The sequence below is a fragment of the Pedobacter sp. W3I1 genome, from assembly GCF_030816015.1.
In the GTDB taxonomy this organism is placed as follows: domain Bacteria; phylum Bacteroidota; class Bacteroidia; order Sphingobacteriales; family Sphingobacteriaceae; genus Pedobacter.
Genome location: NZ_JAUSXN010000001.1, coordinates 3,827,948 through 3,842,591, shown reverse-complemented (window position 1 = coordinate 3,842,591; position 14,644 = coordinate 3,827,948). Strand labels below are relative to the sequence as shown.

The following is a 14,644-nucleotide window of genomic DNA, read 5'->3' as shown; positions in this document are numbered from 1 at the left end:
AACTAATATTTAATTACAATCTTTAGTTGTTTAATATTGTTAATAATATATTTTTAAGTATCAATTTTATAATTATTTATAATATAGTATTGTTTAAAATATATTTATAATTTTATTTATTCTTTTTTATTTCTACTTTTGTCGCATTCTAAAAGGAAAAATGAATAATACAAAAAATATAATACCAATATCTCCTGCACTAGGCATTTTCGGTAAGTTTAAAATCGGGAAGAACAAAGAGAAAAGTTCAAAGAAGCGTCTTTTATTTATTTCTGTTTTGTCTGTAGGAGTTGCTATGGGAATTTCCCTGATCGCAAAGTTTCTTGTGTCGCTGATCAATTTGGTCACCAACATATCTTTCTACCAGCGGTTTGAATTTGGTTTTCATAGCCCTGCCGATAATCATTTAGGTTTAATGGTAATCATTATTCCTGTTATCGGTGGTGTTATCGTTGGGTTGATGGCACTTTATGGCTCTAAGGCGATCAGGGGGCATGGGATTCCGGAGGCAATGGAACAGGTGCTGACTAATCAGAGCAAGATAAAGCCCTCAATAGCCATATTAAAGCCTGTTTCTTCTGCTATTGCAATCGGTACCGGAGGGCCTTTTGGTGCTGAAGGGCCAATCATTGCTACAGGAGGCGCATTGGGGTCTACCCTTGGGCAGCTGTTTACAGTGAGTTCTAACGAGCGTAAGATCATCCTTGCAGCAGGGGCAACAGCTGGTATGTCTGCTATATTTGGTACGCCATTAGCAGCAGTTTTTCTGGCAATTGAGCTATTATTGTTTGAGTTTTCGCCCAGATCCATCATTCCTGTGGCGCTGGCTTGTATTACTGGTGCTGCCGGACATCATCTTCTTTTTGAAGCGGGACCGGTTTTTCCTATGCCAACACTTTTAGCCCCTTCGAATGCCGCGCTGGGTATGTATAGCCTCATTGGGATTGTTGTAGGTTTTGCATCACTCGCCTTAACCAAGATTGTATACTTTATTGAAGATGCTTTTGAGAAAATTCCAATCCACTGGATGTGGTGGCCGGCTATTGGAGGATTGGCAGTTGGTATAGTTGGATATTTTGCACCCCACACCCTTGGCGTAGGATATGATAATATCATTTCGCTTTTAAGCGGACAACTTTCTATTTCGGTTATCCTTTCGCTGTGCATATTTAAGTTTATTTCATGGGCTATCGCGCTGGGGAGTGGTACCTCTGGAGGAACGCTGGCACCACTGATGACCATTGGTGGAGCAAGTGGTGCAATCATCGGATATTTATTGCATTCCCTTTTTCCGGGGCTGGATATCAGTATCTCCATGTCGGCATTGGTAGGTATGTCTGCAATGTTTGCCGGTGCCTCCAGGGCTTATCTTACCAGTATACTTTTTGCGCTCGAATCAACGCATCAGTTTAATGGATTGCTTCCGCTTCTTGGTGCTTGTTCCGGAGCCTACCTGATTTCGGTGTTTTTTATGAAAAACACCATCATGACTGAAAAAATTGCCCGCAGGGGCGTTCATACCCCCGACAGTTATGAGCCTGATTTATTGCTGAAGTTGCGCGTTTCAGAAGTGATGGATCGAAATCCAGTTTTTATTAGTCCTTCCAACACTATAGCCCAAGTAAGAAGGTATTTTGAAAAAAATCCTCCTCAAGAAAATCAATATGCAGTAAAAGGGCCTAATGGAGACTGTTTGGGGACAGTTTCAATGCTGGATCTTTTGCAGCCCTCGGCAAATACAGAAAAGGAAATAATGGCAATAACGAAACCTGCTCATACTCATATTAAAAATAACGACTACTTAAAAAAAGCACTGGAGATAATGGCACAGGGTGAGAAAGACTTTTTGATGGTGTTTAGCAGTAGAGATGAAAATGCTTTTGAAGGATTGTTAAGTTATAAAGACGTTGTTAAGGCTTATCATATAAATCACGAAAAGGAAAGTAAAATCGGAAGAAATCTCTCACTTGATAGACAGGCCAAGAAAATTATTGTCAGGGGTAAAAAGATGATGGCCGATAAGAGAATTTAACAGCTTTTATGTTTTACAATCAATCTCACATCCAGTTAATAAAGGAATAAATCTCGCATTTTAATGGAAGATAACGATATAGAGGAGGTGATAACGGGTTTAAAAGCTAAAGGATATACGCTTACGTTTAACCCGGAAGATTCAAATGCAGCTTCATGGGGTGTATCTGATCCCTGGCCCTCGGATATTGAGTTTAATGTAGATGAGGTAGTTAACTGTAGAGATGCAGATGGTATGCTGGTTAAGGTATTTGCCGTAACGACCAGGCCCTTCGGTTTAAAAGGGATATGGATATTGTCTGGTGAAGAACAAAAATACTGGACGGTGGAGGAAATCATTAAAGGATTTGGTAAAGTGCTAAAGTCTATCAAATTATTTTTGATCAGAAAACCCTGGTGATTAAAGCAGGAGAGGAGCATTGTCCAATTCATCATTTATCACCATATTTTTTATGAATGTTAAGGATTCATCTAGCCATTCATATAATAATTTAGTATCCAGTAGCACTGAAATATAATAAATGCTGATACGGTAATCAGATGTACCCATTTATTGTTCGTTTCTTGCAGCGTTTAAGCAAGCAATAATATGAATGAGTTCTCTAATGGGATATACCTTTAACATTTCGGTATGATAACCAGGGCCTTTTAAATAAGTGTCTACAGCATCAAACATAAAAAGCACGGCCAAAATAGAATAAAACCATTTTTTCCGCGACAAAAAATAGGTTTTGTAATCTTTGTAGTCCCTCATATCTTCTGGAAATAGCAAGGCAGCTAAGGTATAGTAAGTGATCACATAAATCACCAGAAACAGGTACTTTAAAAAGTCCCAATGTCTTATTTCGGTGAGGTGAACCTCAAACCACCAAAAGTACACCGTACTTAAAAACATATAAAAAGCCCATAACAAATGCGTGATGTATGGTTTTAGCCGATCGGGGTGCTCAATGATTTTAACTACGCCTTTTAATGAATGAGTTATGCTCAGCCCCAGGATAATACCTAAAACAGTTTTGATATGGGTGAAGGTTTCCATGGATACAGATTAATAAATTAATTATATGATCAGTTTTGAATTCCCAAAGCTATTATACCAACAGCCTCTGTGGCTTAGTAGCATGGTTAATTTATTAAGCGGCTAAAGAAGTATGGATTTAAAGCATTAAATAAATCAGATTGATGCTTCAACACAACAGCATTCTTTAGTCTTCTTCATTAAAGATAATAATTTTTGTCATCTTCCATCTTCAAATGCAGTTCCGCAAGCAACCGCCTGATGGTAGACAATCTAGACAGTGGAGGAATCCTAATTATATCTACCGTTTATAACCCAAGGTACTAATGGGCGTAGCTTCTTCCCTAAGTTCTAAAATACGTTTGGTGATATGGTATTTCAAAAATTTTTATTTTCCAGATAAAATAAAGCTCATTTCCATTTTTTATACCCCAGGTTACCTTCCTTTTTTCTGGATGGTCTGATAACCTGAGTTCGATTAATAATGTGGGCTTGGTTCATGATATTGGCATTTTGTATTCGGCGGCCGTCACCCTGAATTTTTCATTGTCTGTTTATGTTTTCAATTGTATTCAAGAGTGCTGCGCAGTTTATTTCAGGGTCTTACTTGCCTAAAAAGGAGGCTGTATCATAAATATAGATTGTCATCCTGAGCCTGTCGAAGGACCTGTTTAAATGCCTCGCAAAGCGTTTCGACAAGCTCAACGTGACAAGTTTGAATGGAATCACAACTTATGTGATACAGCCTCAACGTAACGCCTAGCCTTGCGTAAGAAAATAATCGAACTCAGGTTGATAGTATAGCCAGGTTCTTTTTAAAACTGATCTGGAGAAAGAGCAGTGGTGCTTCCCATTTGCCATGGAAGTGTGAAGTGCTTATAACAGCAATGGTATCGCAGGCAATGTTATTATTTTCATTTACCCAAATCATTTTTTCATGAGAAAGCTGCTGCTGAGCCTTTAAATGGATCAGGCTGAGCAGGGAAACGCTGCTGAGAAGGTATTTTGATATAGATGTTCTGAGCGATATAACCAATGAATAAAGATAAAATTTTCCGCTTTTAATCTTTTTGGCTTAAGCAGAGTCAAATCCTATTTATACAGTGCTAACAATGGAACTTGAAAAGAAAACTTTAGAGACAACCGATAAAACCGGGAATGAGGTGGATGAAAGCATCTTCCCCAAAAGCATGATACTTTTTATCCTTGTCCTAAGTGCTTTACTCATGATCTTAATTCTATTTAGAGATTAACCTGAGTTGAAATGTTTTTCTGGTATTAGATGCCTGGCTTGTTCTGAGCAAGGCTATTAATTAAGCTTGCTTATGTTTAGCTTACTATTTCATGATTCGAAGCCTGGCTGGTTGATCTTGCAGATAAAAAATCAATTTCCCTCCCTGAACCAGCGATTGATGTGTAATTTGGTTTTTGGTAAAAGGTTTTCCATTTAAAATGATTTTTGAACTATAAATAGATTTTGTACTTTTTTTGATGGCTATTATGGTTAATTTTTTGCCATTGTTAAAAGATAGTACAGCCTGTTTAAATAAAGGGCTGCTTAGTTGGTAGTTTCCTGAAACAGGATCTACCGGATAAAAACCCATTGCTGCAAATACATACCATGCCGACATCTGCCCGGCATCATCATTACCACTTAAGCCACCAGCCCCATCACCGTACTCTTCTGCCAAAATGCGCGATACTTGCAACTGCGTCTTCCAGGGAGAGGAGGTGTAATTATACAAAAAGGGGATTTGGTGGCCAGGTTCGTTCCCATGCCAATATTCCTTTTTATCGAAAAGAGAATCCAGTTCGTTTTCGAGGTTTTTGCTTCCGCCCATTAATTTAATCAATCCAGGCATATCGTGAGGCACATAAAAAGTATACTGCCTTGGGGTTCCTTCCGTAATATATGGCTCACGGTGATCGGGGTAAAAAGGCTTGTACCAGCTTCCATTGGCAAAGCGACCCCTAACCATCCCAACACCTGGATCAAAGATGTTCTGGTAATTGAGCGATCGTTTTCGGAGTTGCTGGTAATCGGCTTCTTTGCCAAGATCTTTAGCTATGCTTGCAAGAGCATAATCATCATAAGCATATTCCAAGGTCCGGCTCACCTGCTCCCTTTTATGAAAAGCATTAGGAATACTGTCGTCCATTGGGATATAACCATATTTAAGGTAACTGTTAATGCCACGTCTGCCTTTTCCATTCAAATAATCGGCAGAATCTGGCATTTGAAAGGCATTCTGTCGCATCAGCCGATAGGCTTCATTAACATCATAATTACGGATGCCTTTATTATAGGCCGAAGCGATGAAGGCGGTAGTATGATCGCCAATCATGGCGGCAGTATAACTGTTCCAGCAAGGAAAAATGGGCATCCAGCCGCCTTGCTGACCTTTAAGTATCATCGAATTGACTAAACTATTGGCTAAATTGGGTTTCAATAATTCAATTAAAGGTAGCTGGGCACGATAGATATCCCACATAGAGAAATCATCGTAATAATTACCCTTATTTATTATTTTGTTTTGATATTTCCCATCAAACTGCGGATATTTTCCATCTACATCATTGTATAACCTCGGATGTTGCATGGCATGATAAAGGGCCGTGTAAAAGATTTTTTTCCCTTTTTCATTTGTATCTGTAATGCTTACCTGCGATAACGACTTTTCCCAAATTTGATTCGTTTTTGCCACAACAGCATCAAAGTCCTCATTTTTAATTTCACTTTCCAGATTGGCCTTGGCTGCATCGATGCTGGTAAAAGAAGTGCCTGAATACACGATGAGCTGTTCTCCTTTTTGTAGTTTAAAGCCTGCAAAAGCGCCAATATCTTTTTTATTGCTGATATTTTGCTTGTTGGAAATAAGATCTTCGCTATAAACACCCGCTGATGTAAAGGCTTTTTTAAAGCGGATGAAAAAATAACCTCTAAAGCCTGCAGGTTCTCCCCATCCCTGATAAATCCGGTGAACAGGATTATAACCAGAAATTTCACCTTTTTCTGCGTTAACTTGAATAAATCCCTTGTTTTGATCGCTGTTTGGTGTCACTAAAATATAAACGCTATCTGTTTTTAGTGCAGTTATGCGCATTACACCGCTTCTAAGACTGGCTGTAATTTCAGTTAGCAGTTGATGCTGAGGTAATTTTAACTTATAATAGGATGGCGTAGAAATTTCGTTTTGGTGTAGGTAATCCTCTGCATATTGAGTTGCTTTAGTTTTAAGTTGGCCTGAAATGGGCATAATGGTAAAGCTTCCGTAATCTTGTGTGCACGAACCGCTAATCCAGTGTGTTGCCCTAAAGCCATAAAACTTTTTATTGTTATAATAGTAGGGTGCAAGGCATTTTTTTTCGGTCAGTTGTGTTTGTGGTGTCCACTGCGTCATACTAAATGGTGGTGCTACCGCCGGAATGGTATTGGCCAAACGCTCGGTTTTATCTTCAATATGTTGGCTTGCCAATGTGGTGCTCGCCGAAGTACCCGAAAAAGGTTGAACATAAGGGATTAAATGCTGTTGCTGTGCATAAGTAACATCTGTATAAATGGCAGCTGTAGCCAGTAAGAACAGAAATTGTAGTCCTTTTTTATATTTTGAGGTGATATTTTTCAAATCAGTTAACAACATATTAAGGGATGGGATTTAATATTAAGGAAGTTCTTTTATGGCTTCTTTAATGTTTAATGGTAATTTGGTGTTTTTAATGGAAACTTTAGATGTTTTTTTTAAAACGACCTGATGGACATTTTCTCCTTTTTCGATAACTAAGCCATCAATATCTATCGAAGTTACGTCATCAAAGATAACCGCAGGCCTGAAATCAGTCTCTTTATAATTTAATTTGATATTTTTAAAGGATATGCCTGTTGCATGGCGGACATAAAATCCCCAGGCAGGCAGTTCGCCAAACATACTAAATTCAGGATATCCGGCTTCATTCTCTGTTACAGTATCCAGTTGATCTATAGGGATATGTGCAGTTTTTTCTGATGCGCCACCTCCATAGTTAATCTCGATATCTTCGAGCAGCACATTTTCGACCAAATGACCAGGAATACCGGTAATGGATGCCGGAAGTAAATTGTGTGGCGCTACTTTAGGTAATGGCCCCTCTAAGGGGTAGCCGGCATCGGGTTTAGCATTGGGTATATCGGCTTTTAGCTTTGCAATACGGATGTTTTTTGCTGTACTGTACAAATCCGTTTTGTTTCTATGGCCTAAACGGATGAAAATGGCATTGCCGGTGTATTTAGCGGTAACTCCTTCGATATCTACACCATCTATAAATCCACCATCAACGGCTTCGAGGGCAATGGCTGAGCGGTAAGTATTGTAAACTGTGATATTGCGCACTTTGATGTTTTTAAAGCCGCCGTAAGAACCAGTACCGAGTTTAAAACCGCTGGCGCTCGAGCGGATAATACAGTTGGCCACATATACATTTTCGCAGATGCCAGGACTCCCTTCTGATTTTAGGCAGATGCCATCATCGGCAGCATCGATATTACAATTGGTGATGCGTACATTTTTACTGTTTACAATATCGATACCATCGTTATTCCAATAAGCGGTACTTTCTACCGTAATGCTATCGATATTAAGTCTGTTGCAGTTTACAAAATCCTGAACCCAACCTGCACTGTTTTTAATGGTTACGTTCTTTAATATAATATCCTCGCAATTGGAAAAAGCAATTAAACGTGGCCTGTTGCTTTCTGATGGCCTTTTTACCTTCCAGGTTTCATCTTTCAATATTCCCTGGTGCAGGAACAATAACAGATTTTTAACCACTTCGGCGCCGCGGCCGTTAATGGTTCCTTTGCCCGAAATGGTGATGTTTTGCTGTTTTTTAGCGGAAATTAGCGGCTGAGCATCTTCTGTTCCGTAGTCTAAGCGGTTAATACTGCCCAGTAGTTCTGCACCCTCTGCAAGGTAAAGTTCTACATTCGATTTCATCTCAATTGGAGCGGTAACGAACTGTCCGGATGGAACAGTTACACGTCCACCTACTTTCGCAGCAGCATTAATGGCCTGCTGAATGTATTTGCTGTTTGTATGTTGTAAACCAGGTTTTGCCCCAAAATCGACGATGTTGAATGATTGCTGCCGGGCACTGGCATTTAAAACGAACAACGATAATATGAACAGGTAAGGAATAATTTTCATGAATTTCAGTTGTTTTTAGGCTTAATGATGCATTTTATCCATTAAACTGCGGTATTTTTTATGCATTTCTACCGCTGTACTTACGGGATTGCCCATTGTATTTACCGGATAGTCTTTTCGTTTGTTTACCCAGCTCCATTCCCACTCACTTACCTGTTGGTTAAATTGCTTCATATCCAGTTCTTTTCCCTGTTGGATGGCCTGTGATGCCTGTTCGAAAAAAAGCACCCATCTCGGTTTATAAAAATCACTTAACAACCCGCTCCATTGCCGGCAGGCATATTCGTTTAAAGGACTTTTCTCATCACCCCAAAGCGTAATCAGGTCTTTTGCATTCATTTCGTAAAGCGCTTTTTCTGCCGGGGGTATTGCCCCATGCCCTGGCTTGATTAACCCATGGACCAAGCATAAAGTCTTTTCGGGTAGCCAGTAATCTGTCCATATCATCAATCAACTCAAGAAATTTTTGACTTTCTGCTTTAAACGTAGCCATATCTTTTCTTTGGTATGCCGCTACAAAACTCCGTTGTAAGGGTAAAGCATAATTCGCCATGGCTTGTCGGGTAACATCTACTACATCATACTGAAAGCCATCGCTATTTTGACAAGCCGGTGCAGCTTTTATCAGTTCATCCCAGGCAGGGAGCAAATCGCGTTCATGATAATTTAAAGTTGTTTTAGCCCATCGGGTTAGTGAATCAAAGGTTGGCCGTGCCTGAATAATTGATTCGGCACCATCTCTGATATACTTGTCTGCGGGAACATGATAAACCGTTTTCCTTAAAATTTGCCAGGCCTTTTGAGCATTTGGATTGTTTTTTCCATACCGGTTTAAAACAAAATTAGGAAGCCATGTTTTTAAGTCTATTGGTTTCGATTGCCAAACATTGGCCATCATTAATTCGTATAATACCGGGTTTTGCTCTATACCTTCCATGGTGAGGCCAATACCTTTCATTTTGCCTCCTTGTGGATGGTTTAAGGCCTGGGCAGGTGCTTCTGCAATTACATCCATCCGCCCGAACAGATTAGTATTGCCTCCAAAATTGTGAAGCATGTTCCAGATCCATGGTTTACCATAAAATCCAGCGGTGCGTTTCCATACCGGTTCTATTTCAGTAGCCAGATCCAAAAGGATCATTTTATCGTTGGGTACAGCCTTTAATAAGGCCTCTGTTTGCGGCTCTTTCCAAAATTTTCTATCACTGTAAAACAGCCATCCCTGCATCACCCAAATGGCCTGCGGATCTGCCTGTGCCATGCCATCGTAAACCCTTGCGCTCAGTTTACTTAGAAATTCGGGCTCGGCCGATGGTGGCTCATTTTCGTTAAAGGTATCTGCAGAATAAAGATGATCGGTACCCAACAAGGCGGTTTGTTTCTGAAGGAATTTTTTCCCGATAGAGGCAAACATCGGATCTTCAGAATCGAGAATATACGTGTCGGCAAAACCGTTTGTCCAGTTGGTGGCTTTTAATTTAGCATTCGGAAATTTCTTTTTAAATGCGGCCGGAACGTGCCCCGTAAATGCAGGCAAAATAGGTTTCATTCCAAGTGACCGCTGTCTGGCCAGAATTTTCTTTTGCAACTCGAAATGACTTTTCATCCAATCTATTGGTAACGGTCCGCCCCAACCATCTATATTCCCCATCCAAAACCATGAAAAATAAGCCGGACCAGTAAAGAAATCCTTAAGATCGGTATCGCTAAAGCCCATTTCTTTATACACAAGGTACCAGGTATATTCTTCTCCGGTAATGGCCAATGGCATGTTAATACCATGAAGCGCCATCCAGTCTATCTCTTTCTCCCATCTGGCCCAGCCCCACCAGCTCATGCTATAGTTAAAAGTACAGTAGTTAAGGTAATAGCGGTATTCGTAAGGTGTAGATTTCCTTACTTTGTTTTTAACCATCGGTAGGTTTTGAGGCAATTTAAGGTTAACGCCATTCCAGGTAATCTGGCAGTGGGCATATTCTGTTAAATAGTAGTAAAAAGCCGAAGTAATAGCCACGCCACTGCTCCCCCTTAAAATGATGGTGTTTTTTTTGCTTTCGATTTCAAATACATCCAGGCCATTTTCAGCAGCAATACTTTCGGTTAAAAAAGCCTGATGTTGTTTGGGTAGGACCCTTTTAATCAGCGCATTTGAAGCAGACAGATCAGTTTGTGCCCTTGTTTTAGCAAATGCGAATACTAAAAATGCAGCCAGAAAGTATATTTTTAATTTCATCTATTCGTTTTGTTTGTTTCGATGTTTAGCGCAAACGATATCACTCGTTTCGTCATCCTGAACTTATTTCAGGATCTTTTTACCATAGGGAACCTATATTAGCTTCCTCTTAAACCTTTAAAAACCATTTTCTATCATAAAGGAATTTTAATATCCCAAGCTGTATCAGCAGTACGCCCAGCCATAAAGCAGCCTGTTGCCAGGCTAAGGGTATATTGGCGATAAGCCCACCAAAGAGGAAGGTTGAAGTAGATTCGAAATTGAAAAGCCCGTGTGCACAAACGTAAATTAAAATAGAGTTAGTACCGATCCAGATAAAAGGCATGCTCCATTTTACCAAGCCTTTAACATCTATAATGTAATAGAATAACAGGAGTAAAATGACGCTGAAGCCTCCGGTAACCAGCACAAAAGAACTGGTCCACATGTTTTTGTTGATGGGAAAAAACATATTCCAGATCAAGCCGATGGAAATCAGTAAGATGCCGGCAATCAGCAAACTAAAAGCTTTTTTTGTAGCCGTAAAACGACCGCTTTTAGAATTCAGAAATGACCCTGTAAATACGCCTAAAAGTGCGGTTGCGATAGCCGGAATGGTACTTAACAATCCTTCAGGATCGTAGACTGTTCGGTGTAATTTTCCTGGCAGCAAGAGGCGATCTACATAAGCAGCCAAATTGCCTTCTGGTGTTAAAATGCCATTTCCAAAACCAGGTACAGGCACCACTATCATTAAAATATAGTAACCTGCCAAGATGCCTACAAACCAGATTAATTGATTTTTTAATGAAAAATTAAGATAGATTAAAGCAGCGAAAAAAGTTGATAAGGCTATGCGGCCCAATACGCTGGCAAACCGTGTGCTTTCGTAGCCTTGCCATTTTAATATTCCGTTAACCACCATTCCAAGTATTATTAGAATCAATGTTCTTCTAATCAGGGCATAGTAAATACTTTTTGCCGATTTTTTTTTATCGTCGCCCGAGTTTAAATGTTTTTCGTAGGAAAAAGGCATAGAAACACCGGATATAAAGATAAAGAGCGGAAAAATAAGGTCATAAAAAGTAAAACCGTTCCATGGTGAGTGGTGTAGCTGATTGCTGATGCCAACCAGTAATCTTTCGAGAAACGATAAACTACCATTGGTAGCAATGGTCCAATCGCCGGGGTTTCTAATGAGGGCATGTTCTGCCATTACACCATTGGCCAGGCCATGAAAAATGCCTTCCCCGCTAATGATCCAGAACATATCAAAGCCACGCAGTGCATCTAAAGAAAGCAACCTTTTCTTTTTCGGTAAAAGCATATCCTTTTGCGTAGATTGGCTAACGGTCATATTGTATTTGTAAACTATTGATTGGCTATTCTTGATTTATTAGCTAAAATAGGCCTTAATTAAGGAAAAATTTACTTTTTAATCAACGTTGTATAAATAATTTGTCCGTCGTCATCAATGGTTTGTACCCTGATCAGATCTTTGCTGATTGAAAAGAGCATGAAACCATAAACGGAGGCCACCATCTGTGCATCGTCGATCAGTTTTACAGGCGTTTTTTCTGAAGCGGCTCCAGAAATGAAATGATGTGTTTTACCTGCCGGTTTAATGTATTGTAAGCTGTGTTCGTGCCCCGTAAGGTATACATCAACACCATAACGATCAAAAACCGGTTTAAGTGAACTGCGGATCGCTTTCGTGTCATATCCATCTGTTCTACTCCCCCCAGTATACATGGGATGATGGCCTACAACGATTTTCCATCTGATACTTGGATCTTCATCGCTTAACACTTTGACAAGCCAGCGTTTCTGTTGAGTAGTGTCCTGGCCTTTTACATTGGGGCCATACTCTGCGTTTTTATAAAACTCCGGAATTAATGGGTTGGTATCAATAAAAGCAATCAATACCTGATTATTGGCATCTCCATTGATAGGAAATTTCTTTGCATAATAACGGGAAGGCATTTTCCATCTTCTGCTGATTTTAGAGTAGGCAACCTGCGCATCCGGGTTAGATTTGTAATCGTGGTTGCCCAGTACCGGATACCAGTCCCATTGTAAAGAAAATGCCGTATAAATATCTTCAAAAGAATATTTAAAAAGCGGATCGTGCTCGCTGATTACACCACTAGGGTAGAAGTTATCGCCGGTAGAAATGATAAATTGTGCTTTCACATCAGCTGCGGTTATTCCCATTTGCTGCGAAACCTGTTTTTGATGGTCGGCACCGTTACGCCCCCAATCGCCCATAGCAATAAAATTAAGGGCTGAGGCCTCTTTGGTTAAGGTTTTGGTTGGGGGAGTGGCTTCAGATGGTGTTTTTAACAAAACCTGAGCTTGTAATGAACAATAGGTAAATAAGAAAATCAGTAAAAGTAAGTGTTTCCTCATGGAGAGATAGATTTATTGTTTTGGTAGGTCCATCGACTTTAAAAAGGATGGAGAAAGGAAATTTCTCTGGCTGTTATACCAGAGAAATTTTAGTTTGTTTACCGACGATTAATTATAACCGGGGTTTTGAACCAATGTATTGTTTGTTGCAATTGCTGTACTTGGAATTGGGAATATACGACGATAAGTGTCGGTATTGGTTTTAGATAAACCGTAAGTGTTCTCAAATTTTCCAAATCTGATCATATCATTACGGTGCCAGCATTCCCATGCAAATTCTTTTGAACGCTCATTGTAAAGGACATCCAAAGTTAAGGCTCCCAATGCTGCAGAAGTTGTCCGGTTGCTTCTTACACTATTTACCAAGCCTAATGCAGTTGCACCAAGCGTTGGAGTCCCACCTCTGAATATGGCCTCTGCCTTCATTAAAATAATATCCGAATAGCGGAATAGTGGCATATCGTTGTTTTGGTTCCGGCTAATCGGATTGGTGTAATCTGGTAAAAATTTAATGTTACGGTAGCCGGTATTCCAGGCAATTTCATCCTTGCCCAAATCGTAAGCATTTGCACCTAAACGCGAACTGCTTAACGGGGTTAAATTTAGTGCATAAGTATAGGTTGCCGTCGGCGTACCACCATTATAAAACTGATCGTAACCCGAATTAGTGGTGCTTACCATAATAGGACTTCCATCTTGCCAGTACTGCGGACCGGTAAGCCATTGTTTATTTCTGATATCGTTTGCATCGTTAAAATTTGCATAAAACTCAGTAGTGGTCATTCTTGGTCCGCTCGGTTTATTGTTTGCCAAGCCTCCGCCACTGCTTTGGTTCATAACCGGGTTGGTAAACGTACCAGGCGTAGAGCCAGAGTACTGATAACGTATACCGAGATTACGGTTCAGGTCGTAACGGGCCATAAACATATTTCCATTTGATGTAGAGGCGTCGAAGGGTATGGCAAAGATAAATTCTTTTTGCAAAGGGCCATTTGTTGGGTAAAACATCTGAAGATAGCTCGACATGGGTTCTATACTATATAAACCTGAACTAATCATCTGGTCGCAGGCGGCTATACAATCATCATAACGTGGAGTTCCAGTATATACGGCGGCATTTAAGTACATTTTCGCTAATATAGAATAAGCCAGGTATTTGGTTGGTAAACCATAAGTTACAATACCGGAAGTCGATTTTAAATAGGGGATAGCAGCCTTAAGCTCGCTTTCTACATAGTTGAATACCTCTACACGTTTCGAATTTGTTTTTAATGCTGTAGCGCCATAGAGCGTATCTAACGGAACGTTGCCATATAAATCCATCATCATAAAGTAGGAAAGGGCCCGCATGGTTTTTAATTCTGCAAGGTTGGTGTTTTTTGCAGCACCCTCCGGGGCTGATTGCCTGATAATTGAAATGGTTTGATTGGCTGTACCTATAATGTTAGTGAGGTAACTCCAACCTGCTGCAACCCATGCATTGTCTTTTGTCCAGGTGTGGCGATGTAATTCAAGGTACTTATTCCCGTCAATCCAGTCAGAAGCAAAAATTGGCAGTACCGATTCGTCTGTTGAGCTGCTTTGTAAAAAGAAATAAGTGGTAGCATAATCACTTCTTAAATTAATATATACCGCCCCAGATGCAGATGTTAATTGTGCTGCTGTTTGAGGATAGGTTTCTGGTGTAAGTTCTGATGTAACGGGTACCTCGAGTTTTTGGCAGGAGGTGAATATTAATGCTCCGGTCAGCGCAAATAATATTCCAAATAATATCTTTTTCATGTCTTTAAAATT

The 14,644-nt window shown here is 40.0% G+C and carries 11 protein-coding genes; 2 read left to right on the top strand and 9 right to left on the bottom strand.

Annotated elements, in window-relative coordinates; translation table 11 throughout:
- The first annotated feature begins 160 nt into the window (after positions 1-160).
- A complete protein-coding gene (locus QF042_RS15850; RefSeq protein ID WP_307530074.1) occupies positions 161-2,032 on the top strand; it encodes a chloride channel protein in 1,872 nt (623 codons plus the stop codon).
- Between the two features lie 63 nt (positions 2,033-2,095).
- Positions 2,096-2,431: a hypothetical protein gene (locus QF042_RS15845; RefSeq protein ID WP_307530072.1), complete on the top strand. Its 336-nt coding sequence runs from the start codon at positions 2,096-2,098 to the stop codon at positions 2,429-2,431.
- A 150-nt stretch (positions 2,432-2,581) separates the two neighbouring features.
- On the opposite strand, the gene QF042_RS15840 is transcribed toward QF042_RS15845, so the two are convergent.
- From QF042_RS15840 to QF042_RS15800, 9 genes are all read right to left on the bottom strand, one after another.
- Positions 2,582-3,070, bottom strand: a complete 489-nt coding sequence (locus QF042_RS15840) for a hypothetical protein (RefSeq protein ID WP_307530071.1) — start codon at positions 3,068-3,070, stop codon at positions 2,582-2,584.
- 766 nt (positions 3,071-3,836) lie between these two features.
- Positions 3,837-3,980 (bottom strand): hypothetical protein, encoded by a 144-nt coding sequence (locus tag QF042_RS15835; RefSeq protein ID WP_307530069.1) that lies wholly within the window; start codon positions 3,978-3,980, stop codon positions 3,837-3,839.
- Between the two features lie 406 nt (positions 3,981-4,386).
- On the bottom strand, positions 4,387-6,675 hold the full coding sequence (locus tag QF042_RS15830; protein ID WP_307530067.1) for a GH92 family glycosyl hydrolase: 2,289 nt from the start codon (positions 6,673-6,675) through the stop codon (positions 4,387-4,389).
- Between the two features lie 36 nt (positions 6,676-6,711).
- Positions 6,712-8,229 carry a glycoside hydrolase family 28 protein gene (locus QF042_RS15825; protein ID WP_307530065.1) on the bottom strand — a complete coding sequence of 506 codons (1,518 nt, stop codon included), beginning with the start codon at positions 8,227-8,229 and terminating at the stop codon, positions 6,712-6,714.
- A 21-nt stretch (positions 8,230-8,250) separates the two neighbouring features.
- Positions 8,251-8,568: an alpha-N-acetylglucosaminidase C-terminal domain-containing protein gene (locus QF042_RS15820; RefSeq protein WP_307530064.1), complete on the bottom strand. Its 318-nt coding sequence runs from the start codon at positions 8,566-8,568 to the stop codon at positions 8,251-8,253.
- The gene (locus QF042_RS15815; RefSeq protein WP_307530062.1) at positions 8,534-10,462 is read right to left on the bottom strand and encodes an alpha-N-acetylglucosaminidase; all 1,929 of its coding nucleotides are present in this window, start codon (positions 10,460-10,462) and stop codon (positions 8,534-8,536) included. The genes QF042_RS15820 and QF042_RS15815 overlap by 35 nt, the downstream gene beginning before the upstream one ends.
- 109 nt (positions 10,463-10,571) lie before the next feature.
- Positions 10,572-11,798 (bottom strand): acyltransferase family protein, encoded by a 1,227-nt coding sequence (locus tag QF042_RS15810; RefSeq protein ID WP_307530060.1) that lies wholly within the window; start codon positions 11,796-11,798, stop codon positions 10,572-10,574.
- Positions 11,799-11,869: 71 nt separating this feature from the next.
- A complete protein-coding gene (locus tag QF042_RS15805) occupies positions 11,870-12,850 on the bottom strand; it encodes a tartrate-resistant acid phosphatase type 5 family protein (protein ID WP_307530058.1) in 981 nt (326 codons plus the stop codon).
- Positions 12,851-12,958: 108 nt separating this feature from the next.
- Entirely contained in the window at positions 12,959-14,632 is a 1,674-nt protein-coding gene (locus QF042_RS15800; RefSeq protein ID WP_307530056.1) for a RagB/SusD family nutrient uptake outer membrane protein, read from the bottom strand.
- Positions 14,633-14,644 lie beyond the last annotated feature (12 nt).

Coding starts and splice junctions, on each gene's coding strand:
- QF042_RS15840 (WP_307530071.1), bottom strand. CDS start 3,070: ATGGAAACCTTCACCCATATCAAAACTGTTTTAGGTATTATCCTGGGG.
- QF042_RS15800 (WP_307530056.1), bottom strand. CDS start 14,632: ATGAAAAAGATATTATTTGGAATATTATTTGCGCTGACCGGAGCATTA.
- QF042_RS15850 (WP_307530074.1), top strand. CDS start 161: ATGAATAATACAAAAAATATAATACCAATATCTCCTGCACTAGGCATT.
- QF042_RS15825 (WP_307530065.1), bottom strand. CDS start 8,229: ATGAAAATTATTCCTTACCTGTTCATATTATCGTTGTTCGTTTTAAAT.
- QF042_RS15810 (WP_307530060.1), bottom strand. CDS start 11,798: ATGACCGTTAGCCAATCTACGCAAAAGGATATGCTTTTACCGAAAAAG.
- QF042_RS15820 (WP_307530064.1), bottom strand. CDS start 8,568: ATGAATGCAAAAGACCTGATTACGCTTTGGGGTGATGAGAAAAGTCCT.
- QF042_RS15845 (WP_307530072.1), top strand. CDS start 2,096: ATGGAAGATAACGATATAGAGGAGGTGATAACGGGTTTAAAAGCTAAA.
- QF042_RS15815 (WP_307530062.1), bottom strand. CDS start 10,462: ATGAAATTAAAAATATACTTTCTGGCTGCATTTTTAGTATTCGCATTT.
- QF042_RS15835 (WP_307530069.1), bottom strand. CDS start 3,980: ATGATTTGGGTAAATGAAAATAATAACATTGCCTGCGATACCATTGCT.
- QF042_RS15805 (WP_307530058.1), bottom strand. CDS start 12,850: ATGAGGAAACACTTACTTTTACTGATTTTCTTATTTACCTATTGTTCA.